This window comes from Rugosimonospora africana (assembly GCF_016862975.1).
GTDB classification, from domain to species: domain Bacteria; phylum Actinomycetota; class Actinomycetes; order Mycobacteriales; family Micromonosporaceae; genus Rugosimonospora; species Rugosimonospora africana.
On record NZ_BONZ01000006.1, the window covers coordinates 78,738 to 102,808 of the forward strand.

Below are 24,071 nucleotides of genomic sequence, written 5' to 3' on the forward strand. Positions count from 1 at the left end.
CGGCTGGACGGCCCCGAGGCGCGTACCGCCGCGTTCCCGGACGGGCGAGCCGGAGGCCGGCGGTGGCTCCAGCGGACGCCGGATCGCACCCGGCGCGGGCAGAAACGCGGCGGCCGGCTCCGGGTACCCGGAGCCGGCCGCCGACCGACGCGTTGGCGTCAGGTCACTTGAGGGTGACCTTGGCGCCCTCGGCCTCCAGCTTGGCCTTGGCCTTGTCGGCGTTCTCCTTGTTGGCCTTCTCCAGGACCGGCTTCGGCGCGGCCTCGACCAGGTCCTTGGCCTCCTTCAGGCCCAGACCGGTCAGCTCACGCACGACCTTGATGACCTGGATCTTCTTGCCGCCGTCAGCCTCGAGGATGACGTCGAACTCGTCCTTCTCCTCCTCGACCGGGGCAGCAGCGGCGCCGCCGCCCGGGGCCGCCGCGGCAACCGCGACCGGGGCGGCGGCGGTGACGTCGAAGGTCTCCTCGAACTGCTTCAGGAAGTCAGACAGCTCGATCAGCGTCATCTCCTTGAACGCGTCGAGCAGTTCGGTGTTGCTCAGCTTCGCCATGATGGGTCGGCTCCCTTTCCGTACGTTGTGGTGGTCAGGCGCCTTCCGGCGCGGAAGTGGCCGACGCCTCGGCTGTGTCGGCGGGCGCGGCGCTGGCCGGCCCGCCTTCCTTCTCGATCTTGTCCTGCAGGGCGGCCACCACGCGGGCGGCCCTCGACAGCGGCGCCTGGAACAGGCCGGCGGCCTTGCTCAGGTTGCCCTTCATCGCGCCGGCGAGCTTCGCCAGCAGTACCTCGCGGGACTCCAGGTCGGCGATCTTGCTGACCTCGTCCGCGTTGATCGCCTTGCCTTCGAACACGCCGCCCTTGATGACAAGCAGCGGGTGAGTCTTCGCGAAGTCGCGCAGGCCCTTCGCCGCCTCGACGGGGTCGCCGGCAACGAAGGCGAGCGCGGTAGGACCGGTGAACAGGCTGTCCAGGCCGGTGATGCCAGCATCGGTCGCCGCCCGCTTCGCGAGCGTGTTCTTGGCGACCTCGTACTTCGTCTCGGCGCCCAGCGAACGCCGCAGCTCGGTGAGCTGAGCGACGGTCAGGCCCCGGTACTCGGTGAGAACGGTCGCGCTGGAGCTACGGAACTGCTCGCTCAGCTCGGCGACCGCGCCGGCCTTGTCGATCCGGATCTTGTCCGCCATGTCCCTCCTTCCTGTGGATCCTCGCGGGAGCGCTCGTGTCACGAGACTTCCCTGATTGGGCTGTACGGCTGGGTGCCCAACAACGAGAAAACGCCCCGGCGCGGGGGCGCACGGGGCGGGCAGGAACATGATGGCCCGACTCACGATGCTCCGGACATCGCGAACCCGGACCGCCAAACGGCCCGACCTTGCGGATGTCCGCCCCTGCGCGGGCCGCCCGCTCGATGCGGGGCCTTCGGCCGCGCCTTCCGAAACGATCTTCCGATCGGATCATCAGCGCGGTGACCAGCGGTCTTCGGGTGGAACTTCGGTGTGAAGGATACCGGACGGTCGGGTCGGGCGCCAAAACCGTTCCGGAATCAGGCCCGGGTGCGCCTCAGCCAGCCGTACCCGGCCAGAACGAGCGCGGACCAGACCAGCGCCCAGCCGGTGAACCCGCCCAGGGCACCGGCCCCGATCCCGTTCGCGAGCGCCCGGGCGGCACCCATCAGCGGCGGCGCCAGCCACGGTACCGGCGAGCCGCTCAGCCCCAGTACCAACCCGAGAACGGCGCCGCCGACCAGGACGGCGGTGGCCCGGCCGGCGGTGGTGGCGATCACCCGGCTGCTCCACGCTCCGACAGCGAGGGCGGGTGGCAGCACGATCGCGTGCGCCCACAGACCCAGCAGCAGCCCGGTACCGGCGTGCGCGTGCTTGACGCCGTTCACCACCCAGGGCAGCCCGAGCGCGATGATCACCGCGGGTACCGCGATCACGGACGCCGCGAGCAGTCCGGCGACCGCCTCACGGCGGCGGGAGCGCAGCGCGACCACGGCCAGCCGGCGCTGGACGTCCGGCTCGGCGTCGAGGAGGAGCTTGGTCTGCCAGGCGAGCACCGGGAACATCAGCAGCGCGGACACCCCGTACGCCTCGGCGGCGTCGGCCTGGCCGCCGCCGTACAGGATGCTGAGCAGGACGAGAGCGGCAAGCAATGGCGGGATGAACCGTCCGGTGCGCAGGAAGCCGGCCACCCGCATGGTCACCAGCGGTGCCAGCCGTGCGCCGCTCATGCCCGTACCCGGATGATCTCGTGCCCGGCGGCGCGCAACGCGGCCACGGCGGCCGGCCCGTCGCCGGCGGCGACCTCGATGAGCCACGGAGTATCCGCGCCCGTCCTCGCCTTCTCGGCCCGCTCCGGCGTCACTCGAGCGCCGTCGACCGTCCACTCGGTCGCCTCCGGCAGCCTCGCGGTGTCGCCCCGGTGATCGCTGACGATCACCGACCCGCCGGCGGCCACGATCTCGGCGACGATGTCCGGCACCAGATCGCGGGCCGCCGCGTCCAGCCCTTCCCACGGCTCGTCGAGCACCAGCAGCTGGGGTCGGCAGATCAGCGCCTGTGCCAGGCCGACCTTCTGCGCCGTGCCCTTGGACAGCTCGGCGAGCTTGACGGTGCGGAACGGCGCCAGGCCCAGCCGGTCGATCCACGGAGCCGGCGACCCCGCCCCGTGCAGCGCCGCCATCGCGGCCAGATACCCCGAGACGGTGAACGGCTGCTCCGCCGGGAACCGCTCCGGCACCCACCCGACCCGGGAAGGCCGGTCGAGAATGCGACCGCGGGTCGGCTGGAGCACCCCGGCCATCATCTGGAGGAGCGTGGACTTGCCGGCGCCGTTGCGCCCCCGCACCACCACGACCTCGCCGTCGCCAATGTCGACGGTGACTTCCGACAGCACCCATGCGGTCCGGCGACCGTACCGGAACGACACCTCATCCAGGCGCATGCGAAACACGATGCCACAAACGAATCGACGGGAACGACCCTGCCGGTCGTCCCCGTCGATCTGGTTGCGTGCGCCCGCTCGGGCCGGCGGTTACTCCGCCTCGGCTCCGGTCAGGTTGCGCGTGATGCTGGGGTCGATCGGGATGCCGGGCCCCATCGTGGTGGTCACGAAGACCTTCTTGAGGTACTTGCCCTTGGCCGCGGACGGCTTCGCGCGCAGGACCTCGTCGAGTACGGCGGCATAGTTGTCGACCAGCTGGTCCTCGGTGAAGGACGCCTTGCCGATGATCAGGTGCAGGTTCGAGTGCTTGTCCACCCGGAAGGTGATCTTGCCGCCCTTGATGTCCTGCACCGCCTTCGTCACGTCCATCGTGACCGTGCCCGTCTTCGGGTTCGGCATCAGGCCGCGCGGGCCCAGGATCCGCGCGATCCGACCGATCTTGGCCATCTGGTCCGGCGTGGCGATCGCCGCGTCGAAGTCCAGCCAACCCTCTTGAATCCGGGCGACCAGCTCATCGGTGCCCACCACGTCCGCTCCGGCGGACTCGGCCTCGGCGGCCTTCGCGCCGGCCGCGAAGACGATGACGCGGGCCGTCTTGCCGGTGCCGTGCGGCAGGTTGACCACGCCCCGGACCATCTGGTCCGCCTTGCGCGGGTCGACCCCGAGGCGCATCGCGACCTCGACCGTGGGGTCGAACTTGACCGTGGTGGTCTCCTTGGCCAACTTGATCGCGTCGGCCGGCGTGTACAGCTTCTCCCGGTCGACCTGTTCGGCTGCCTTGCGGTAGTTCTTGCTGTGCTGCATGAGCTCTAGTCTCCTGTGGTGTCTGGCGGACGCACCCGCGTCCTCCCACGGTGTTGCGGGGGTCAGTCCTTGATGGTGATGCCCATGGAACGGGCAGTGCCGGCGATGATCCGCTCGGCCATCTCGATGTCGTTGGCGTTGAGGTCGGCCATCTTCTTCTCGGCGATCTCGCGCAGCTGGGCCTTGGTGATCGCGCCGACCTTGGTCGCCTGCGGGACGCCGGAGCCCTTCTGCACACCCGCGGCCTTGATCAGCAGGCGGGCGGCCGGCGGCGTCTTGAGGATGAAGGTGAACGACCGGTCTTCGTAGACGCTGATCTGCGCCGGGACGACGTCGCCGCGCTGGGACTCGGTCTGGGCGTTGTACGCCTTCACGAACTCCATGATGTTCACGCCGTGCTGACCGAGGGCGGGACCGACCGGCGGAGCCGGGGTCGCCTGGCCAGCCGGCAACTGAAGCGTGAAGGTCTTGACGAGCTTCTTCTTCGGAGGCATGGCAGCTTTCTTTCCTGGGCTGGATGTTGGCACATACTGCCGGCCCGATCGCGTCGCACGGTACGACACGGCCCGGGCCGGACGTTTCAGGGTACCGCGACGCCACGGGCGGCTTCGTCCGGCTCTCGCCGGCCGCCCGATCCGCGCGGAATCAGATCTTCGCGACCTGATTGAAGTTGAGCTCCACGGGGGTCTCCCGGCCGAAGATCGACACGAGCACCTTGAGCTTCTGCTGGTCGGCGTTGATCTCGCTGATCGTGGCGGGCAGCGACGCGAACGCGCCGTCGGTGACGGTCACCGAGTCGCCCACCTCGAAGTCGAGGACCTTGACCTCCGGCTTGGCCTTGGCCTTCTCCACCGTCGCCGCCGGGGCCAGCCACTTCAGCACCTCGTCGAGCGAGAGCGGGGCCGGGCGGTCGGCACGGTCGGTGGCGCCCACGAAGCCGGTGACCCCCGGCGTGTTGCGCACGCAGGAGTATGACTCCGGGGTCAGCTCCATCCGGACCAGGATGTAGCCCGGGAACACCTTGTTCTGGACCTGGAGCCGCTTGCCGTTCTTGACCTCGACCTCTTCCCGGGTCGGAACCTCGACCTGGTAGATGAAGTCCTCCATGTCGAGGCTCGTGATGCGGGTCTCGAGGTTGGTCTTGACCTTGTTTTCGTACCCGGCGTACGAGTGCACCACGAACCAGTCACCGGGCGCGAAGCGCAGTGCGGCGCGCAGTTGCTCGACCGGGTCGCCCTCCTCGCCGTCCATGGCGTCGACGTCAACGGTGGCGACGGCGGTCGTCGGTACGGTGGCCGCCTCGGCCGACGCGTCGATCTCCGCCGCCTCGGCGTCGGTCACGTCGTCGGGGGTACGGGCAGTCTCGTCGTACTCAGGCACGGCTTTTCTCTTCTCCTACTTCTGACCCTTGCCGAACACGAACAGCACGGCCTTGGCGAACCCGAGGTCCAGCAGTCCGACGACGGTCAGCATGATCGCGACGAACACAACGACGACCGTCGCGTATGTCAGCAGTTCCTTGCGCGTCGGCCAAATGACCTTGCGCAGCTCAGCAACGATCTCACGAATGAACCGGCCGATGCGGCCGAAAATTCCGGGACGGTCGTCCGATGCGTCCTTGACGGTCTTCTTGTCCGTCTTGTCGCCATCGTCCTTCGACTTCGTCCGGACCGCGGTCGCCTTCCGGGCTGCAGCCGACGCGTCCTCGTCGTCGAGGGAGTCATCGTCGACAGCGTCGTCGAGCACCTCATCGAGGTGCTCATCCACGGCGTCCTCATCGCGCCGCTTGCTCTCGGCCACTTCGCCCTCTTCCATTTCCGAGGTGATATGTCACGCGCCGCGGATCGCTACCGCGCTCTTTCTGTCGATGCGGGCCGGCCGACCCGCCGTCCGTCATGGCCTGCAGGGGCGACAGGACTCGAACCTGCAACCTGCGGTTTTGGAGACCGCTGCGCTACCAATTGCGCCACACCCCTACGAGGAGCACACCCGGCCATGCCTGACCAGGGTTAGATCGCCCCACGGCCGACCAGTGTACGGGTATCGACCGGGTTTTCCCAAGCGGAACCCACGCACGAGGATCACGCCTGTCGCACCGTCGCCCGCGCCTGCGCGAGTACCTTCTCGCCCTCGCAGGTCGCGGTGAGATCCAGTACGGCGTTTCCGTCCTCGGTCACGCTCTTGAGGACGGCATTGATCACCAGCTCCGTGCCCTCATCGGTGTCCGGAACGACGATCGGCCGGGCAAACCGGACAGTGTAGTCGACAATGGGCGCCGGGTGCCCCACCCACTCGGTCACCGCGCGTCCCACCAGCGCCATCGTGAACAGGCCATGCGCGATCACGCCGGGCAGGCCGACGCCGGTCGCGATCCGGTCGCTCCAGTGGATCGGGTTGAAGTCGCCGGACGCGCCCGCGTACCGGACGAGATCTGCCCGAGTGATCCGGTACCTGCGCTCCGCCAGATCCATCCCGCTCACTCTCCCCGTACCACGATCTTGGACCAGCCCGTGACGACCCGCTCGCCGTCCTCGTCGAACACCTCGGTCCGGGCGGTGAGAAAGTCGTGCCCGCCCCGCGACATGATCTGTTCCACCGTGCTCCGGCAGGTCAGCACGTCTCCGGCATGGATCGGGCGATCATGCTGGAGGCGTTGGTCGCCGTGCACGACCCGGCTGAAGTCCAGCCCGAGGTCGGGATCGTCGAGCAGCTGCCGGATGCCGGAGTTGGTGAGCAGGACCGCGAAGGTCGGCGGGGCCACGACATCCGGGTAGCCCAATTTGAGGGCCGCTTCCGGATCGAGGTACGCCTGATCCTCGGCGCCGATCGCCTCCGTGAACTCGCGGATCTTCTCCCGGCCCACCCGGTAGGGCTCGGTGGGCGGGTAGGTGCGACCTTCGTACGACGGATCCAGCGGCATCCTGCGAACCTACCGCCTGGCCGTTCGCGCCGGGAACGCTGCTCGGCCACTGCCGCGCCACTGCCGCGCCACTGCCGCGCCACTGCCGCGCGTCCATGGGCGCTCCCGCCCGGCCCGGCCGCGGCGGCGCCCGAGCGGGACGGGAAACACCGATGGCGGCGCCCGAGGATTCCGGGCGCCGCCATCGGCGGACGATGTCTAGTCGAACCTGGCCGCAGTGCCCCGCACGGGCGCCTGCCGGGCCGTCCCGCCTTCGCGAGGACCGGGCGTCCGGCCGGCTCAGCTGGCCGCTGAAGCTACCGCGTCTCGCGGTGTACCGTGTGCCTGCCGTCGCGCGGGCAGAACTTCCTCAGCTCGATGCGGTCGGGGTCGTTACGGCGGTTCTTACGCGTGATGTAGTTGCGCTCCTTGCACTCCACACACGCCAGTGTGATCTTGGGACGTACGTCGGTCGCCTTAGCCACGGCGGAGTGCCTTCCTCGCTGTTGGGATGCTCGGCGTTCCAGAGTAGCCGCGCGGCGGCCACGGACGCAAAGCGGGCGACCCTGAGGCGCCCGATCACTACGTAGCGGTGGCCGGACTTGAACCGGCGACACAGCGATTATGAGCCGCTTGCTCTACCAACTGAGCTACACCGCCAACTGCCTTCCCGCACTTACCGGAAAAGCCACCCGCCGGTATCGCCCGGAAGGACCCCGACGGCGTCAACTGGCAGGTCGAGCCCCCTTACGGAATCGAACCGTAGACCTTCTCCTTACCATGGAGACGCTCTGCCGACTGAGCTAAGGGGGCGTCACACTCTCCGTCTGGAGAGGCGCACCGGGTAAGAGTACACAACTCACCGGTGCGGGTCGAACCGGTATCCGGGGTGTCAGGGAACGGCACGAAGCCGCCGTACCTCCCCGGCAGGTGTGGGCTCCGGCTCGGTCTGCGCGGCGAACCACGCCTCCAGCCGGTCGTACGACAGCGGGCGGCTGAACAGGAATCCCTGACCGATATCGCAGCCGACCTCTTCGAGCAGCGAGAGCGTCAGTTCGCTCTCCACGCCCTCGGCGACCACGCTCAGCCCGAAGTGCCGGGACAGGTCCACGACGGCGCGGACGATCGCCAGGTCGTCCGGGTCGGTCGCCATGCCCTGAATGAAGGCGCGGTCGATCTTGACTTCGTGTACCGGCAGGCGCCGCAGGTACGACAGCGACGAGTACCCGGTACCGAAGTCGTCCACCGACAGCCGTACGCCCATCTCATTGAGCCGGCGCAGGATCGGCAGCGGGCGGTCCGTGCCGGCGATCACACTGCTCTCGGCCATCTCCAGAGTCAGTTGCTCAGGGCTGACGCTGTATTCCTCCAGCAGCCCACCGACCCAGTCCGGGAACTCCGGGTCGGTCAGGGTCCGGGGCGACAGGTTGACCGCCACGTTGAGCGGCCTGCCGGCTTGGGACCACTCCCGGCACCGGCGCAGGCCCTCCCGCAGTACGACCTCGGTGAGCCGGCCCATCTGTCCGGTGTGCTCCGCCACCGCGACGAAGTCCTCCGGCGAGACCGACCCGTGCGCGCTGCCCTCCCACCGGGCCAGGCATTCCACGCCGATCAGCCGGCGGTTGCGGAACGACACCTTCGGCTGGAAACACACGGTGATGTCGCCGTTGTCCAGCGCCTTGCGCAGGTCGCCGGCCAGGCCGAGCCGCCGGCTGGACCGGGACTCCAGGCCGAGGTTGAACAGCTGGACGGGCGGGGACATCGACTTCGCCACGTGGGTGGCGACGTCCGCGCGCTGTAGCAGGATCCCGGGGTCGGCGCCGTGATCGGGGTGTACCGCGATCCCGACCGCGGAGTCCACGTCGAGCTGGAGTGCGCCGATCTCCATCGGCTCCTGGAGCGCCTGCCGCAGCTCGCCGGCCAGGCCCACCGTGGCGTCTGTGCCCTGAGCCCGCAGCATCACCACGAACTCGTCGCTGCCGAGGCGGGCGACCAGCGCGGCGGCCGGGGCCGCCTCACGCAGCCGGCGGGCCACTTCGGCAAGCAGTTCGTCGCCGGCCGCGTACCCCAGCGACTCGTTGACCTCGCGCAGTCCGGACACGTCGAACTGCAGTACGGCGACGACCTCACCCGGAGCGCGCACCTTCACGGCCTGCTCCAGCGCGTTGAGCATTCGCCGTCGGTTGGGCAGCCCGGTGAGCGCGTCATGGTGCGCGTCGAACCTCAGCCGGTCGACCAGCCGCGAATTCTCCACGGCCGCCGAGGCGTGGATCGCGACGGTCTCCAGCAGCTGAACGTCTTCGACCCGGAAGCTGGTGGTCGAGCCACCCAGCCGTTCGGCCACCTCCAGCGTGCCGATCACCGCCCCGCCGGAGCGCAGCGGTACCACGATCGCGTCCTTGGTACCCGTCTCCCGCAGCGCGGCGCGCAACTGCTCCTCGTCGCCGAGCTTCGGTCCGGCGGCCACCGTCTCGCCCGACTCGGCCGCGCGGCGGCGCAACGCTTCCGGGGTGGCCGACAGGTCGGTCAGGGCGGTGTCGTCGACCCGGGCCGACAGCAACGTCTCCGGGAACCGGCCCTGCGCCGGCAGCCACAGCGTCGCCCACTCCGCGGCGAGCAGATCCCTGGTCCGGACCAGCAGGACGTCGGCGAGCGTGGCGTCGTTCTGGGTCTCCGACACGGCGCGGGTCAGGTCGTAGATCTCGCTGAGCGACCGGTGTTGGCGCAGCGACTGCGCATAGGCCCGGTAGATCACGATCCCGGCGCCGGCGAGGCCGGCCAGCAGGAGGATCGCCCACGGACTGCGCTGGATGGTGATCAGTACCAGCAGCCCGACCGCGCCGTTGATGCTGCCGACGAGTACGCCCGGAGTCGCGGTGCGCAGCATCCGGCGCAGCGAGGCGCCGCCCTGGATCAGCGAGATCACGCCGACCACGGAGACCACGGTGACCAAGTTGGTGCTCAACGCCGCCACGAACAGGACAAGCCAGGTGCGTGGAGTGCGGTCCAGCGGACCGAAGTACGTCACGATCAGGCTGGCCACCGCTATGCCGGCCAGCGCGTTGGAGACGTTGAACGCCAACTTGACCGGGGGTGCCCCCTGCCGGAGTTGCGCGATCAGCCGGGCAACGGCGCGGATCACCAACAGAGTCAGCGGCGGCAGGTAGTACAGCGACAGGATAATAGGAATCTCGGTCAGCGCGATGATCAGCGCATGCCGGCGAACGTCGATGTTGAGCGAGACGGCATCAGCCGCCACGAACATCGCGAGGAAGAGCAGCGTCTCGGGTAGCGGCGCCAACAGCGGTCGCCGGTGGATCACCGCCGGCATGGCGAACAGGATCGTGAGCCCGACCAGCGGCCCGGTGATCAACCAGGAGAGATAGTCGGACTTTCCACGCGGAACCGATACAGGACGAGCCACGACACCTACCGCACTCCTACCAGGAGCGGCTAGCCCCAGACGCCTTCCAGCGGGCTGAACACCGGCGCGGCGCCCAAGAAGCCAGCGTTCGTGGATGACCCGTCGTCGCCGACGATGGCGGCCGGGACAGTGTCATCGCTCGACACGGCCACGGTGCGGGCGTGCGAGAGGGAGACGAGGAGGGCGACACCAAGCGCGACCGCCGCCACCGCGATGAGCCGCAGTGCGCCAGTGCGCAGTCCGCGTACGTGCATAGCAGCTCCTGTCGGTGTAACAAGTCGATGGATTGCGAGGAGTAATGGTGATGATGGTGCCACAGAAGCCGTCATAGCAAAAGTCCAGCTTCACCCTTGAGCCGTTTGACTCGCCAATTCTCACCCAATGCGACGGCGGGAGCAGCGGAAGTGGCCGGGAATGGCCGTAAGCCAGTGCGCCACCCGGCCGAAAGGGCATGACCTTATCAGCCGAACGGATGATCATCATGAGCGCATTCCGGCTCGCCGGGTGAGCCCGCACCCCACCGCCACCCGGGCAGTCAGACCGGCGCACCGGACCCGCTGGCGACGACCCCAGCTAGATCCTTCCCTTGCCCTACAGCGAATCCCTACTTCTTGTAGGAGGGATCGACATAAGCGCTGGCCGACCCCCGCCCCCCGGTAACCGGACGCACGAACGGACGCGGGGACACCGCTCGCACACCCACCCGAGCACCGTGGCGGGTACCGGCCGCCCGCCGGCCGCCCGCACTCGGACACCAGTACAGCGAGTAATAGCGAGACGGAACCACGCACCGTTACCGGATTCTTCCGAATGGCCACCGTTCATCGGCTATTCGGAACCACCGAGAGATCACCGCTTCGACGAACGGGTGTTGCTTCCCGGCAAATTTCACCCATTACAGCGGAGACCCTTTCCCGAGCCCGGATTCCACAATTAACGACGGAATAGCAGCAATACTCGATATGCCCTTTTTCGGACTAACCGCCACTCCCGAGCCCATCGCGCGTCGACCCGACCGCACAGGCCCAATGGGACGAATGAGTCCTAACCGATCCTGCCGACCTACGGCGTGGTGACGCCGCGCCCCCACTGGACCCCCACCCGGCCGCGCGCCACGGGAGACGGCCGTGTCGCACGCCCCTGATCCTCGGTCGAGGCCGGCGCGCGGCGAGCGGGGGCCGGGACCGGGTGCTGCGCGCGGTGAACCCGCATCGCGGCAGCGAAAGCCTCCTCGTTGAGGCTGCGTCGCGCCGCCGCGGCCATGTCCGCCTGGTGCCAGGCGGTGCGCTCGATCTCGGACAACCCCTGATAGGTGCGCAGCAGCCGGGACCGGCCAGCGCAGCGGAGGATCAGATCCTGCTCGAACGGATGGAGCCGCGGATCCCAGCCGTTGCGGTGCATCATCGCCGCGCTCAATTGCTCGATGGTCAGCTCGCCACGGTGGTACGCGCCGGTCGCTGCCCGCAACAGGTACCTCTCCCGCCGCTGCGCCTCATCCGCGGACAGCGCCGGGTCGTCGTCGGCGGGGAGCGGGAACGCCGCGGCCTCGATCGCACGCCGCGCCGCGCGGTCGGCGGCCTCGTACGCGCTCCAGGCCGCCTGCTGCGCGTTGTGTACCGCGTGCCACTCCTGCCGGCGCCGCTCGGCGGTCACCGACGCGCGGCTGGCCGCGACCGCCACCTCGGCGGCGTAGCGGTTCAACTCGGCGACCGGGTCGGCGGCCCGGTCGCCGTCCGTGCCGGAGGAGGCCGCGCCCACCGGTGTCCGGCCGCCGTCGCCGACCCGGGTCAGCACCAGAGTCGGCGTACTGTCGCTGGCCGCCACCCGGCTGGCCCTCGCCGCGGCGCGGGCCAACTCCTTGCGCTTGTGGCGCAGGGCGGCCCGGCGGGCCCGCTGTGCTCGGCGGGCGGCGCGCCGCTCCCGGCCGCGCTGGCTGCTAAGGGAGAGGACCACGCACACCAGCGCGGTCAACGCGACCAGACCGAGCCAGATGGTCAGTGCCTCACGTACGTCGAAGAGAAGCTCATGCATGACGAAATGTCCCACGATCGATACCTCGTCCATGATCGATGCGGTTGGCGGTGCGGTGGCCGCCCCCGAAGGGAACCTCCCCGGGGGAACGTCCCCGGAAGAGCGAGGCGGCCGGTGCGGGTGTGAACCTGAGTGACGGCCTACGGCCGGAAACGGTCTACCCGTGTGGGAACAGAAGGGTGGCGTGGAGCCGTCGGCGACCGGAAGCGGTCGCCGGTGTCATGCGAGAGGAGGAGCCCGCGAGCCGACGGCGGCGGGAACGGTCGTGCGAGACAGGACGAGCGGCGGCGCGACCGGAGGCTGTTGAGTGTCGTTGGACGCCGGGGCGGACACGACCGCGACAGGTACGGCGCGGTATGCGACCCACTGCTCACTGCCGCCGCCTCGGGCCGGAGCGATGTCGGCGTCCGCCTGGCGCGCGCCGGCGGCGTCGGCCGCGAAGCCAGCGGGGACGGGGGGCTCTGAGACGGTCAGGTCGGCGGGAACGATGCGGGCCGCAGCCGACACTCCGGTCGCCGTGAGGGGGGTCGGATGCCCGTAGCGCGCGCCGGCCGCCATGGAGAGCAGGGCGAGACCGACGAGCAACGGCATGGATCGATGCGAACGCCGCCGGTGGCGGGGCGACGCAACGAGGGGCATGAGTGGACGTTACTCCCCATAGGGGACGGTCGTAAACCGCTCGTGACGAACATCGCGCAGCGGACCGGACCAGGTAGAAGGCGCTTTCCAGGAGCGGCGCGCAGAACCGTCGATATCCCGTCCGGCCCACGCGCGGACACCCACTCAGCCGGCCTCGCCTCAGAGCCTGCGGGCGAGGAGATGTGCCTGCGGTACCTTCTCGGTCTCGTCCGGCTCACGCACCAGCCGGGCGACCATGACCAGTCCCGCCTGGCTCAACAAGTCGGCGACCCGGTCCGGCGGCAGCCGGTAGGCGTCGAGCGACACCGCTTGCCCGTACGCCCGCTCGACGCGGAGTCGTTCGTCGCCCGCCTGGAACGCGAGCAGCACATGCCCGCCCGGCGCCAGCACCCGGTGAAACTCGGCGAACAGCGCCGGCAGCCGCTCGGGCGGCGTGTGAATGATGGAGTACCAGGCCACGATCCCACCGAGCTCACCGTCCGCCCGGTCCAGGGCGCTCATCGAACCCTCGTCGAACCGCAGACCGGGGTACGCCCGCCGGGCCACCTCCACCATCGACGGCGACAGGTCGACACCGGCCGCGGTCAGCCCCAGGTCGCGCAGGTACGCGGTCACGTGGCCGGGACCGCAGCCGAGATCGGCGACCGGCCCGCCGCCGGCCGCCCGTACCAGTTCGGCGAACGCCGTCAGCAGCGCTCGTGTCAGCGGTTGGCGGTCGAGAGCGTCGCGCAGGCGCTCGGCGTACTCGACGGCAACGGCGTCGTACCCCGCCCGGGTCTCGGTCAGGTAGTTCGGCTCGCTCATGGGCGACGACGGTAGCCGGATCCTGCCGGTGCCGGAGATCCGGCTGTTCGGGCGGCCGACCGCGCACGATGCCGCCGTCGGGCGGCTGGCCGGCCAGCCGCCCGACGGAAATCGCCGCTCGTCAGAGAATGATGAACGCCGACCATCCGGTACTGCCGATGAAGGTCTCGATGAACTGGTTGTCGACGGTGACGTAGTCGCCGGTGCATCCCTGGTTCTCCCACAGCCGAAGCCGGTGGCCGCTGCCGTAGTCCGAGAGCCCGCTCTTCACCTTGTTGTCGAAGTTCGACGGCAGGTTCTGGCAGCCTTTACCGCCGTACTTCGAGAACGCGATCTCGAAGATGTTCCCGTACCCGCCGATGTCGTCCCAGACGCAGCCCACACCATTGGGACACTCCGTGTAGGCCGGCGTGGCGACACCGGCCGTGGATGACGCCTGAGCCGACGCCGGCGCCTGAAGGCCGGCCACAGCCAGGACGGAGGCCAGGGCGAGAGCGGCCAACGTACCGATCAGTCTGCGCATGGGTAGATCCCTTCGCTTGACGACAGGTGATCCGCGTCCGGCAGCCTCCGGCTGATCCGATCGGGATCACCTTCGAGCTTGCGCAACACCATCGATACGTTCGTTATGCGTCTGCTATGCGTACCGCGGGCCCGTCCTCACGGCCAGGGTTGGGTTGCGGCGGCCGGAACAACGCCGGGGCCGTTTCGTTACAGTCAAGCGGGTACGCCCGCGGAGGTGGGCGTCCGGACGAGGCACACCGTACCCGGACAGCGACAAGACGGTGTCGGTGGTGTTTTCGCTATGTATGACGTTATCCAGGTCGTCGGTTCGCTGCTCATCCTGGCCGCGTTCGTGGCCGCCCAACTCGGCCGGCTCAACCAGTCCAGCTACCGCTACCTCGTCGCCAACGCGGTCGGCTCGGCGGTTCTGACGGTCACCGCGGTCGTGAGGCTCGAATGGGGCTTCATCCTGCTCGAGGGCGCATGGGCGCTGATGTCGATCTATTCGATCGCGCGGAAGGCGGCGGGACAGACACCGGCAGCGCCGCATTGATCGGCCATGTCCGCGACCCGCCAACGTCCGCGCGGGTGGATGTCCCACCCCGATGGACTCGGCAGAAAAAGGTTCTCGCGCGAGTTTCGCCGAGATAGGCGGACACCTATAGCGTCGGCCCCTTCCCGGTACGATCAGGCCATCTCAGTGCTTACTTCACTTGTACCGGTGGTGGGTCCATCGAGATCGCTCTCGGCAGACTGGCGACCTACACCGAGTCTTGTGCCACTGGCCGCTGTTGCTACCGCGATCGCGCCAGACGTCATCTCGTTGTCAGCCATACGCGAGCTGCTTCTTGCACCGCGAACGGATAGAACGAACTGTTCGTCATCCACTCGACGTAATTGCGGATCGTCGAGACCTTCACCGGCGACGGGACAACGAGAGAGCTGACCGTTCCATTGCCCCATCTGGTGGTTCGCATCAACACCCGTTCGTCGATGGACAAGGCACTGAACTCGGGAACGCCGTAGCTCCCGAGCGCGGAGGCGCCGCTGCCAGCGATGTCCCACTCGTCGGAAAGTTGGACCCGCACCCAGGCCAGTTCTGGCTCATCGGGGGCTTCGGAATAGTCGACTTCGAGCAGGAACTCTCGATGCTCATCAAAGAGGCCGGAGCCGGTGGCAAGCCGAAACCATTGAGCATTGATCTTGCCGGCCCGATCGGAGTCATCGAGGTCAACGGACGGCCCGTCGATGCGCCCGTCTTCGTCGCGGCAGCACGGCGCGAGATTCGCGGCTTCGACCGGAATCCGGATTGCGGCGCGGTCTCGTGCGACGAAGTGGAGACCCGCAGGTGCCAGATCGGCGGCTACATCGGCGTCGGACAGAGACACGTAAAACCCGCCTATATAGATCAGATTCGTGAGCGCTGGACGCTGTTTCACGACAAGCTACGCCCAACTGTTGCCCACTTCGGCCACCTCGGGTGAGCCACTGCCCCAGGCGGATCTCCAACCATGTGCGGACCGGCGCGCAACTGCTCGGCCACGCACCTGACTGCTTTGGATCGTGCTCCAAGCTTTGCCACGCATCTGCCGCGGCGACTGAGCCTGGACCGGTCCGGGTGAGACTGAACGGGATTCACGAGAACGGCCCCTGGTCAGCGTTTCCGCTGCTCAGGGGCCGCTTTGCGAGGCTGTGGCGGGTGGAGGGTTCGAACCTCCGTAGCTCTCGCGACAGATTTACAGTCTGCTCCCTTTGACCACTCGGGCAACCCGCCGTGACAATCGCTGCCGTAGCTCGGCCACGGTAGCGGAAGCAAGGATAGCGGTACAACCTGGGGCTCGCGCAAACGGGTACCGTCGGCACGCCGGTGGGTACGTGGCAAGCTGGATGGACGAATTTCGCAAACAGGAGACGACGTGGCAGACCCATCTTTCGACATCGTGAGCAAGGTCGACCGGCAGGAGCTCGACAACGCGCTCAACCAGGCCGAGAAGGAGCTGGCCACCCGGTTCGACTTCAGGGGCACCGGAGCGCGGGTCAGCTCCGCTGGCGAAAACGCGGTGACCGTCTCGGCCGAAACCGAGGACCGGGCCCGCGCCGCACTTGAGGTGTTCAAGGAGAAGCTGGTCAAGCGCAACATCTCGCTGAAGTCCCTGGACGCGGGCGAGCCGAAGGCGTCGGGCAAGACCTACCGGATCGAGTGCAAGATCATCCAGGGCATCGATTCGGACAAGGCGAAGGCGATCAGCAAGAAGATCCGCGACGAGGGCCCGAAGGGCGTCCAGGCGCAGATCCAGGGCGACCAGCTCCGGGTCAGCGGCAAGAAGCGGGACGACCTGCAGTCCGTGATCGCGATGCTCAAGCAGGGCGACTTCGGGGTGGCCCTCCAGTTCACGAACTACCGGTAGCCCCGGCTCGCTCACCGGGAAAGGGATCCGGCCTGGCCGACCGCGCGAAGCGGGCGACCAGGCCGGCCGGTACGGGGTCGGTCAGCGCGTGTACGCGACCGGACCCTGGTTGCCCGCCATCTGCTCCAGCCGCGCGATGCGCTGGGCCATCGGCGGGTGGGTCGAGAACAGCTGGGCCAGCCCTTGCTTGCGGAACGGGTTGGCGATCATCAGGTGGGCGGTGCTGGTCAGCTGGCGCTCGGGCGGCAGCGGCAGAGCCTGAGCCCCCGCGTCGATCTTGCGCAGCGCGCTGGCCAGCGCCAGCGGGTCCTGGGTCAGCCTGGCGCCGGAGGCGTCCGCCTGGTACTCCCGGCTACGGCTGATGGCCAACTGGATCACGGTCGCGGCCAGCGGACCAAGGATGATCATGGCCAACGCGCCGAGGATTCCGCCCTCACGGTCGTCGTCGTCGGAACGACCGAACGGGATGAGCCACGCCAGGTTGGCCAGCATCGTGATGATGCCGGCGAGCCCGGCGGCCACCGAGGAGATCAGGATGTCCCGGTTGTAGACGTGGGACAACTCGTGACCGATGACGCCACGCAGCTCGCGGGGGTTCAGCATCCGCATGATGCCCTCGGTGACGCAGACCGCGGCGTGCTCCGGGTTACGACCGGTTGCGAACGCGTTGGGCTGCGCGGTCGGGCTGATGTACAGGCGCGGCATCGGCTGCCGTGCGCTGCTGGCCAGCTCGTGGACCATCGCGTACAGCTGCGGGGCCTGGGCCTGGTCGACCGGGCGGGCACCCATCGCACGCAACGCGATCTTGTCCGAGTAGAAGTAGGAGACGGCGTTCATCACCAGCGAGATGACGACGGCGATCACAAGGCCGCCGCTCCCGCCGAACAGCCAACCGACCGCGAGAATGAGGCCGGTCAACAGGCCCAGGAGGGCCGCGGTCTTGAATCCATTGAAGTGCCGGTGCACGTTCACTCCTTTTCCGGTTGACCGGTACAACGCGGCCGCCGGCGGGTGGCCTTCCCGCATTTTGCCGTGAATCCGCTGAAAGGAGCCTGGGAAAGCGCCGGGGATGATCCACTTCCGTTCCGACCAGTCTGGCTCGGCGCCTCTGGCGCCGCGCCACGTCCCAGACCAGTCGCTTCAGGTGAGAGAGTCGATCACCAACTGCGGCGCAAACCCGACGACCACCGCGACGACGGCGACCGCGCCCAGAGCGGCCGCAACCGGCCATCCGACCCTGATCCGGGCCGTCTCGTCACCGGTCGCGAACAGCGATCCGACGGCCCGTACGTAGTAGGCCAGCCCGATCACCGCGTTGACCGCGACGACGATGGCCAGCCAGGCTGCACCGCCGGACAGCAGGGCGCGCACGACGATGACCTTGGCGAACAGCCCGGCCAGACCGGGCGGCAGGCCAGCCAGGCCGATCATCGAGAGGGTGAACACGCCGGTGACCCAGGGCGCGCGCCGCGCCGCGCCGCGGTAGTCGGCGATCGGGCCGCCGTCCTGGTCGCCGCGGAGGGCGACGACCGCGCCGAACGCACCGATCTCCAGGATGACGTAGAAGACGGCGTACCCGACGGTGGCGGCCACCGCCGCGGACATTGCCGGCGGGGTACGCCCGCGGGACAGCGCCAGCGCGCCCAGCGGCGCCAGGATGTACCCGGCCTGGGCGATCGACGACCAGGCGAGCAGCCGGACCATCCGGGTCTGGCGCAAGGCACCGAGGTTGCCCACCAGCATGGTGAGCGTCGCCACCACGGCCAGCGCGGGCCCCACGATGTCCAGGGCCGGTCCCAACGCGTCCACGGCGACGTACAGGATCGCGATGACGCCACCCAGCTTCGACGCGGTCGACAGGTACGCGGCGACCGGCACCGGTGCGCCGTCGTACGCGGCCGGCGCCCAGGCGTGCATCGGCACCGCGGCCACCTTGAAGGCAAGCCCGGCGATCACGAGTACCGCCCCGGTCGTCACCATCGGCTGCCGGTGCCCCTGCTGCAGCGCGCCGGCCAGGACCGTGAAGTGCAGGGCACCGGTCGACGCGTACAGCAGGGCGGCACCGAGCAGGGTCACCGCGGTGGACACGACGCTCACCACGAAGAACGTGATCGCGCCCTCCGCGCTGGCGACGCTGCGCCGGCGGAAGGCGACCAGCGGGTACAGCGGCAGGGTCAGCGTCTCGACCGCGACGGTCAGGCTGATCAGGTCGCGGGTGTACCCGAGGATCACGCCGCCGGTCATCGAGCAGCCCAGCAGGAAGTAGTACTCCCCCAGCGACTGGCTCGGCACGGACAGCGCGACGACGACGAGCGTGAGCAGCGCGAACACCACCGCGATCAGGGCCGCCCGGTGGTCGGCGACGTACGAGCAGCCAACCGAGCAGAACGTCCGGCGCACCGGTCCCCGCCCGACCGCTATCGCCGCCACGGCCGTGGCGACCGTACCCACGGCGGTGGCCGCCGCGACTACTGCCCGCCGGCCCGGTACCAGCAGGTCGGCCAGGAACGCGAGCAGCGCGGTACCGGCGGCGCAGTACCCCGGCAACAGTGCAACCTGATCGATGCTCATCGCACCGCCTCACTGCGTTCGCCGGCACGATGAGGCATAAAAACGCTGAGCCCCATGATTCGCTCACTCCGCCTGCTCATCGCACCTCCTCACTGCGTTCGCCGGCACGATGAGGCACGAAAGCGCTGAGCCCCATGATTCGCTCGCTCCGCTCGCTCATCGCGCCACCAGTTCCATGACCGGGCCGTGCGCCAGCCAGAGCACCACCCCTGGAACCAGCCCGACCGCCAGCGCGAGCACCACCAGCGGCGCCCAGGACACCACCTCACCGGCCGACAGCGGCGCGCAGGCGCCGGCGAACGCCGGCCCCACCGGGCCGTGACTGACCCGGCGCAGCAGTCGCAGGAAGTACGCGGCGGCCAACGCACCGCCGAACGCGGCCAGTACGGCCAACACCGTCCACAGTGGACCACCGTGGCGCAGCGCGGCGACCACCGCGAACGCCTCACCCCAGAATCCGGCCAGGCCAGGCAGCCCGAGCGAGGCGATCGCCGCGTAACCGAGCAGGCCGGCCAGGCGCGGCATCCGTTCGCGCAGGCCACCGAGCTGGGTCATCTCGCCGGTGTGCGCCCGGTCCTTGATCGCGCCGACCAGGAAGAACAGCAGGCCGGTGATGATGCCGTGGGCGATGTTCCCGATCAGCGCGGCCTGGATCCCGGTGGCGTTCAGGGTGGCGATGCCGAGCAGTACGAAGCCCATGTGCCCGACGCTGGAGTACGCGATGAGTCGCTTGAGTTCGGTCTGCGCCAGGCAGACCAACCCACCGACGAGGATCGCGGCCACGGCGAGCACGCCGAGCACCGGCGCCACCCGGCGGGCGCCGTCGGGCAGCACCCCGACGGCGATCCGCAGCAGCCCGTACGTGCCCATCTTCAGCAGTACGCCGGCCAGGATCACCGAGCCGACCGTCGGCGCCTCGGTATGCGCGTCGGGCAACCAGGTGTGCAGCGGCCACAGTGGACTCTTCACCGCGAACGCGAGGGCCAGCAGCACGAACGCGGCCAGTTGCAACCCGCTGGACAACCCGGCGCCGTGAGCGGCCGACAGCTTCACCAGGTCGGCCGTGCCCGCGCGGGTCACCACGAGGAACACCCCGACCAGCAGCAGCACCGACCCGGCCAGCGTGTAGAGCACGAACTTCCGGGCGGCGTGTCGCCGGCCCGGCCCGCCCCAACCCGCGATGACCGCGTACATGGGCAGCAGGACGATCTCGAAGAACACGAAGAACAGCACCAGGTCGAGGGCGAGGAACACGCCCAGGATGCCGACCTCGATGACCAGCAGCAGCGCCGCGAGCAGGCGACCCGCAATATATGGAGGTGGTGTGCTTCGGGGTTGTGCCCCTGGGCTCACCACCTCCACAGCTGGAACCGCCCACAGTGTATAGATACAACAGATAAGGGTCAGCAGGGCGGTCAGGACTACTAACGGGTAGGAAATGCCGTCCACGCCGATGTGGAAGCGAAGGTCCAGGCCGGGCGCCCAACGCAGGTCCACCTGATGCCAGGGCACGATGCGGCTTCGCGGCACGGTGGGCATCGGCGGGATCGTCCGATGGAAGAGGGCGAGGCTGGCGAGGAACGCGAGCGCCGCGGCCACGGTGGCCACCAGCCGGCCCAGCCGGTCGGCTCGGGCCGGCACGAGCGCAGCGCCGGCCGCGCCCAGCGCTGGGGCCGCGAGCGTCACCACCAGGAATACTTCTCCGGCCGTCATCGCGCACCCACCACGAGTACCGCGGCCAGCCCGATCAGCAGTGCCCCGCCGAGCACCGTCGCGGCTGCCCGCGGCAGCGCGGCTCGGTGCCACCGGCCGATCGTCTCGCCCAGGTCGACCGCGCGCCGCCCGGTCGACTCCACCGTGCCGTCCACAATGGACTCATCCGCGCGGCGGACGGCCGCGGCGAGCCGCCGTACCGGGCGGACGACGGCCGCATTCTGCACCTCGTCCAGGTAGAACGCGCCCGCGAACACCGGTGCCGCCCGGCCCAGGGCCAGCGCGGGGTCGGCGGCCGGGTCCCGACGCCACAGCGCCCAGGCGAGCAGCACCCCGACCACGAGGCAGGCCAGCGGGGGGACCGTGGCGGCGTCGAGGTGAACGAGTTCGGCGGCACCCAGCCGGTGCGCGAACCCGGACGCCAAGCCGGCGAGACCGAGCAGGACCGTCGGGACCGCGAGCAGCACGATCGGTACGAGCATCACCGGGCCGGCCTCGTGCGGATGGGCGTCGCCGCGGGCCGGCCCGAAGAACGTACGCAGCCACAGCCTGGTCGCGTACCACGCGGTGACCAGCGCGGTGATGAGCGCGGCGAGCCAGACCAGCAGGCCGACCCAGCCCGCGGCCGGGCCGCGTTCGCGGGCCTCGAAGGCCACCGCCACCACCGCGTCCTTGCTCCAGAACCCGGCGAATGGGGGTACCCCGGCCAGTGCCGCAAGCCCGACCGTGAAGCACCAGAACGTCACCGGCAGCGCCCGGCGCAGTCCGCCCATCAGCGCCATCGAGTTGCCGCCCACCGCGTGGATCACGCAGCCGGCGGCCAGGAACAGCAGCGCCTTGAAGGCGGCGTGGGTCAGCAGGTGGAACAGCGCGTCCGGTGCGGCGCCGACGGCCAGCGCGCCGGCCATGTATCCGATCTGGGACACGGTCGACCAGGCCAGTACCCGCTTGATGTCGTCCTGGGCGGTCGCCGCCAGGGCACCGAGCAGCATGGTGACCGAAGCCATCACGCCGAGTACGGCCAGGGTGGCGGGTGCGCCGAGGAACAGCGGGTACAGCCTGGTCACGACGTAGATGCCGGCCGCCACCATGGTGGCGGCGTGGATGAGCGCGGAGATCGGGGTCGGGCCGGCCATCGCGTCGGGCAGCCAGGTGTGCAGCGGGAACTGTGCACTCTTGCCGGCCACGCCGGCCAGGAGCAGCAATGTCGCGAGGGTGAGCCGGGCCGGCGAGTAGTGCGCGGCGAGCACGTCGGCGATCCGGAACGATCCGGCGGACAGGCCGAGCAGCGCGATGCCGATCAGGAAGCCGACGTCGCCGACGCGGGTGACCAGGAACGCCTTGACCGCGGCGCCGGGCGCCTCCGGGAGCGTGCGGTCGTGGCCGATCAGCAGGTACGAGCAGATGCCCATGACCTCCCAGCCGACCAGCAGTGCGATCAGGTCGCCGGAGACCACGACGAGCAGCATGGCGGCGGTGAACAGGGACACCTGGGCGGCGTACGGGGCGTACCTGTCGTCGTCGTTCAGGTACGCCACCGAGTACACCTGGACGGCCAGCGCGACGACGCCGACCGCGACGGCGACCAGCGCGGCGGCGCCATCCACCCGTACCGACAGGGTCACCGGCAACTGGCCGAAGTCGGCGATCCGGTACCCGCCGGCAATCCGTCCATTGTGGACGGCCAGTGCGACGGCGAGCCCGAGCGCCACCGCCGCGCCACCGATCCCGAGGGCGATCGCGGCGGTACGCGCCCGACCACCGGCCCGTACCGGCAGCAGCAGGCCGAGCAGCGCGGCCAGGAACGGTACGGCCGGCAACGCGCCGGCCGCCGCCGTCACAGGTCCACCTCGTCCCGTACCGGCAGGGTCGCACCGGAGGGGCGGCGTTGCACCGGGATGCCGTCGGTCACCGGCGCCCGTTCGGACAGCGGGATCCGGTCGACCGCGACGCTGGCCCGCAACCGGTACAGCGCGAGGATCAGAGCGAGCCCCACGCCCACCTCGGCAGCCGCGAGCACGATGACGAACAGGGCGAACACCTGCCCGCTCGCCGGCAACTCGGCCCGTACGGTCGCGTCCGAGGTGATCAGGATCAGGTTCACCGCGTTGAGCATCAGCTCGACGGACATCAGCAGCAGTACGGCGTTGCGGCGCACCAGGACGCCGTACACGCCGAGGCCGAACAGCGCTGCCGCGGTGAGGTACGGGATGACCGGGTGCATCAGCGGCTCCCGGAATCGTCGCCGGGAGCCGGGCGGGACACCACGATCGCGCCGATCAGGGCGGCCAGCAGGAGCACCGACAGCACCTCGAACGGCAGCACCCAGTGCCGGAACACCTCGCCGCCGAGCAGTTGCGCCGAGCCGACCGCGGGCGCGTCGACCTTCTGCCACCGGTACCCGTCAAGCAGCAGCGCGCCCAGACCGAGCGCCGCGCCGCCACCGACCAGCAGCCCGGTCCAGCCCGGCCGGTCCAGGTCGGAACTGGCCCCGATCGGCGCCCGGGTCAGCATCACCGCGAACAGCAGCAGTACCACGACGGCGCCGACGTACAGCAGCACCTGAACCCAGGCCACGAGTTCGGCCGCGAGTACCAGATAGGCGCCGGCGACCGCGCCCAGCGTCACCACCAGCCAGAGCCCGGCCCGGACCAGATGGCTGGTGATCACCACCCGCCAGCCGGCACCGACCGCGATCGCGCCGAGCGCGAGCAGAAGTACGTCCGCAGCTGTCATGAACCATCTCGCATGGCTCGCTCCGGTGGCTTGTCGGGCGGCCTCGCGGGCCGTTGGCCTATCGAGCGGCCCGGCGGGCCGCGGTGCTCTCCTCCTTCGCCGGCTCCCCCATCGGGTCGTGGGCGGGCGGCGGTGGCACCGTCCACATCCACTCCCGCAGCCGGTCCTTTTCGTGCAGCAGGTCGCGGATGTCGTACTCCGCGTATTCGAACTCGGGTGACCAGTACAGGGCGTCGAACGGACACGCCTCGATGCAGATGCCGCAGTACATGCACAGGGAGAAGTCGATGGCGAACCGGTCCAGCACATTGCGCTGGCGCGCCCGGGCGGCGCCCGGCACCACCACCTCCTCCTTGTGGGAGTCGATGTAGATGCACCAGTCCGGGCACTCCCGGGCACAGAGCATGCAGACCGTGCAGTTCTCCTCGAAAAGGGCGATCACCCCGCGCGAGCGGGGCGGCAGGTCGGGCTCCACGTCGGGGTACTGCCGGGTGTGCGCCCGGTGGGCCATGGTCTTGGCGGTCACCGCCAGACCCTTCACCAGGCCCTTCCCCGGGATGCCATCCATAGCGCTCATCCTTCCCCGTCGGGC

The 24,071-nt window shown here is 69.4% G+C and carries 26 protein-coding genes, 4 tRNA genes, 1 pseudogene and 1 riboswitch; of the genes and pseudogenes, 2 read left to right on the forward strand and 29 right to left on the reverse strand.

From position 1 onward, the window contains the following. Positions 1 to 163 precede the first annotated feature (163 nt). The 20 genes from rplL to Raf01_RS02180 form a co-directional block, all read right to left on the reverse strand. Entirely contained in the window at positions 164 to 553 is a 390-nt protein-coding gene (gene rplL, locus Raf01_RS02085; RefSeq protein ID WP_203915963.1) for a 50S ribosomal protein L7/L12, read from the reverse strand. A 34-nt stretch (positions 554 to 587) separates the two neighbouring features. Further along, on the reverse strand, positions 588 to 1,184 hold the full coding sequence (gene rplJ, locus Raf01_RS02090) for a 50S ribosomal protein L10 (protein ID WP_203915964.1): 597 nt from the start codon (positions 1,182 to 1,184) through the stop codon (positions 588 to 590). Between the two features lie 359 nt (positions 1,185 to 1,543). Then, a complete protein-coding gene (locus Raf01_RS02095; RefSeq protein WP_239133301.1) occupies positions 1,544 to 2,233 on the reverse strand; it encodes a hypothetical protein in 690 nt (229 codons plus the stop codon). Next, positions 2,230 to 2,946: an ATP-binding cassette domain-containing protein gene (locus Raf01_RS02100; protein WP_203915965.1), complete on the reverse strand. Its 717-nt coding sequence runs from the start codon at positions 2,944 to 2,946 to the stop codon at positions 2,230 to 2,232. Before Raf01_RS02100 ends, Raf01_RS02095 begins: the two co-directional genes overlap by 4 nt. Before the next feature lie 90 nt (positions 2,947 to 3,036). Beyond that, positions 3,037 to 3,750: a 50S ribosomal protein L1 gene (gene rplA, locus Raf01_RS02105; protein WP_203915966.1), complete on the reverse strand. Its 714-nt coding sequence runs from the start codon at positions 3,748 to 3,750 to the stop codon at positions 3,037 to 3,039. A 62-nt stretch (positions 3,751 to 3,812) separates the two neighbouring features. Then, positions 3,813 to 4,244 (reverse strand): 50S ribosomal protein L11, encoded by a 432-nt coding sequence (gene rplK, locus Raf01_RS02110; RefSeq protein ID WP_203915967.1) that lies wholly within the window; start codon positions 4,242 to 4,244, stop codon positions 3,813 to 3,815. Positions 4,245 to 4,395: 151 nt separating this feature from the next. Next, positions 4,396 to 5,130, reverse strand: a complete 735-nt coding sequence (nusG, locus tag Raf01_RS02115; protein ID WP_203915968.1) for a transcription termination/antitermination protein NusG — start codon at positions 5,128 to 5,130, stop codon at positions 4,396 to 4,398. A 15-nt stretch (positions 5,131 to 5,145) separates the two neighbouring features. After that, positions 5,146 to 5,550, reverse strand: a complete 405-nt coding sequence (secE, locus tag Raf01_RS02120; RefSeq protein ID WP_203916138.1) for a preprotein translocase subunit SecE — start codon at positions 5,548 to 5,550, stop codon at positions 5,146 to 5,148. Positions 5,551 to 5,653: 103 nt separating this feature from the next. Beyond that, positions 5,654 to 5,726: transfer RNA gene (locus Raf01_RS02125), tRNA-Trp, on the reverse strand. 105 nt (positions 5,727 to 5,831) lie between these two features. Then, a complete protein-coding gene (locus tag Raf01_RS02130; RefSeq protein ID WP_203915969.1) occupies positions 5,832 to 6,221 on the reverse strand; it encodes a MaoC/PaaZ C-terminal domain-containing protein in 390 nt (129 codons plus the stop codon). Positions 6,222 to 6,226: 5 nt separating this feature from the next. Next, a complete protein-coding gene (locus Raf01_RS02135) occupies positions 6,227 to 6,670 on the reverse strand; it encodes an FAS1-like dehydratase domain-containing protein (RefSeq protein WP_203915970.1) in 444 nt (147 codons plus the stop codon). A 296-nt stretch (positions 6,671 to 6,966) separates the two neighbouring features. Continuing rightward, the gene (rpmG, locus tag Raf01_RS02140; RefSeq protein ID WP_203915971.1) at positions 6,967 to 7,134 is read right to left on the reverse strand and encodes a 50S ribosomal protein L33; all 168 of its coding nucleotides are present in this window, start codon (positions 7,132 to 7,134) and stop codon (positions 6,967 to 6,969) included. Between the two features lie 102 nt (positions 7,135 to 7,236). Next, a tRNA-Met gene (locus Raf01_RS02145) sits at positions 7,237 to 7,309 on the reverse strand. 80 nt (positions 7,310 to 7,389) lie between these two features. Then, a tRNA-Thr gene (locus Raf01_RS02150) sits at positions 7,390 to 7,462 on the reverse strand. Between the two features lie 79 nt (positions 7,463 to 7,541). Beyond that, complete coding sequence (locus tag Raf01_RS02155) at positions 7,542 to 9,980, reverse strand: putative bifunctional diguanylate cyclase/phosphodiesterase (RefSeq protein ID WP_203916139.1); 2,439 nt, start codon at positions 9,978 to 9,980, stop codon at positions 7,542 to 7,544. A 122-nt stretch (positions 9,981 to 10,102) separates the two neighbouring features. Next, positions 10,103 to 10,327, reverse strand: a complete 225-nt coding sequence (locus Raf01_RS02160) for a hypothetical protein (protein ID WP_203915972.1) — start codon at positions 10,325 to 10,327, stop codon at positions 10,103 to 10,105. Between the two features lie 808 nt (positions 10,328 to 11,135). Beyond that, positions 11,136 to 12,137, reverse strand: a complete 1,002-nt coding sequence (locus Raf01_RS02165; RefSeq protein WP_203915973.1) for a hypothetical protein — start codon at positions 12,135 to 12,137, stop codon at positions 11,136 to 11,138. 186 nt (positions 12,138 to 12,323) lie between these two features. Continuing rightward, positions 12,324 to 12,695 (reverse strand): hypothetical protein, encoded by a 372-nt coding sequence (locus Raf01_RS02170; protein WP_203915974.1) that lies wholly within the window; start codon positions 12,693 to 12,695, stop codon positions 12,324 to 12,326. A 207-nt stretch (positions 12,696 to 12,902) separates the two neighbouring features. Further along, complete coding sequence (locus tag Raf01_RS02175) at positions 12,903 to 13,547, reverse strand: class I SAM-dependent DNA methyltransferase (protein WP_203915975.1); 645 nt, start codon at positions 13,545 to 13,547, stop codon at positions 12,903 to 12,905. Positions 13,548 to 13,668: 121 nt separating this feature from the next. After that, the gene (locus tag Raf01_RS02180) at positions 13,669 to 14,070 is read right to left on the reverse strand and encodes a peptidase inhibitor family I36 protein (protein WP_203915976.1); all 402 of its coding nucleotides are present in this window, start codon (positions 14,068 to 14,070) and stop codon (positions 13,669 to 13,671) included. A 201-nt stretch (positions 14,071 to 14,271) separates the two neighbouring features. Next, positions 14,272 to 14,339, forward strand: a riboswitch (guanidine-III (ykkC-III) riboswitch). Positions 14,340 to 14,352: 13 nt separating this feature from the next. On the opposite strand from Raf01_RS02180, the gene Raf01_RS02185 reads away from it, so the two are divergent. Further along, a complete protein-coding gene (locus Raf01_RS02185) occupies positions 14,353 to 14,604 on the forward strand; it encodes a CBU_0592 family membrane protein (protein ID WP_203915977.1) in 252 nt (83 codons plus the stop codon). A gap of 262 nt (positions 14,605 to 14,866) precedes the next feature. Here Raf01_RS02185 and Raf01_RS02190 read toward each other — a convergent pair whose 3' ends face one another. Both Raf01_RS02190 and Raf01_RS02195 read right to left on the reverse strand, forming a co-directional pair. Beyond that, positions 14,867 to 15,490, reverse strand: a complete 624-nt coding sequence (locus tag Raf01_RS02190) for a hypothetical protein (RefSeq protein WP_203915978.1) — start codon at positions 15,488 to 15,490, stop codon at positions 14,867 to 14,869. 254 nt (positions 15,491 to 15,744) lie between these two features. Next, positions 15,745 to 15,825, reverse strand: a tRNA-Tyr gene (locus tag Raf01_RS02195). 142 nt (positions 15,826 to 15,967) lie between these two features. On the opposite strand from Raf01_RS02195, the gene Raf01_RS02200 reads away from it, so the two are divergent. Beyond that, complete coding sequence (locus tag Raf01_RS02200) at positions 15,968 to 16,459, forward strand: YajQ family cyclic di-GMP-binding protein (protein ID WP_203915979.1); 492 nt, start codon at positions 15,968 to 15,970, stop codon at positions 16,457 to 16,459. Between the two features lie 81 nt (positions 16,460 to 16,540). Here Raf01_RS02200 and htpX read toward each other — a convergent pair whose 3' ends face one another. From htpX to Raf01_RS02235, 7 genes and pseudogenes are all read right to left on the reverse strand, one after another. Further along, positions 16,541 to 17,425 (reverse strand): zinc metalloprotease HtpX, encoded by an 885-nt coding sequence (htpX, locus tag Raf01_RS02205; RefSeq protein ID WP_239133302.1) that lies wholly within the window; start codon positions 17,423 to 17,425, stop codon positions 16,541 to 16,543. Positions 17,426 to 17,599: 174 nt separating this feature from the next. Next, positions 17,600 to 19,030: an NADH-quinone oxidoreductase subunit N gene (locus Raf01_RS02210; RefSeq protein WP_203915981.1), complete on the reverse strand. Its 1,431-nt coding sequence runs from the start codon at positions 19,028 to 19,030 to the stop codon at positions 17,600 to 17,602. A gap of 156 nt (positions 19,031 to 19,186) precedes the next feature. After that, positions 19,187 to 20,743 carry a complex I subunit 4 family protein gene (locus Raf01_RS02215; RefSeq protein ID WP_203915982.1) on the reverse strand — a complete coding sequence of 519 codons (1,557 nt, stop codon included), beginning with the start codon at positions 20,741 to 20,743 and terminating at the stop codon, positions 19,187 to 19,189. Then, the gene (locus Raf01_RS02220; RefSeq protein WP_203915983.1) at positions 20,740 to 22,584 is read right to left on the reverse strand and encodes an NADH-quinone oxidoreductase subunit 5 family protein; all 1,845 of its coding nucleotides are present in this window, start codon (positions 22,582 to 22,584) and stop codon (positions 20,740 to 20,742) included. The genes Raf01_RS02215 and Raf01_RS02220 overlap by 4 nt, the downstream gene beginning before the upstream one ends. Beyond that, a complete protein-coding gene (gene nuoK / locus Raf01_RS02225; RefSeq protein ID WP_203915984.1) occupies positions 22,581 to 22,967 on the reverse strand; it encodes an NADH-quinone oxidoreductase subunit NuoK in 387 nt (128 codons plus the stop codon). The genes Raf01_RS02220 and nuoK overlap by 4 nt, the downstream gene beginning before the upstream one ends. Next, positions 22,967 to 23,479: an NADH-quinone oxidoreductase subunit J family protein gene (locus tag Raf01_RS02230; RefSeq protein WP_203915985.1), complete on the reverse strand. Its 513-nt coding sequence runs from the start codon at positions 23,477 to 23,479 to the stop codon at positions 22,967 to 22,969. Before Raf01_RS02230 ends, nuoK begins: the two co-directional genes overlap by 1 nt. Beyond that, positions 23,476 to 24,056: pseudogene (locus Raf01_RS02235) on the reverse strand (NuoI/complex I 23 kDa subunit family protein). The gene Raf01_RS02230 and the pseudogene Raf01_RS02235 overlap by 4 nt, the downstream one beginning before the upstream one ends. Positions 24,057 to 24,071 lie beyond the last annotated feature (15 nt).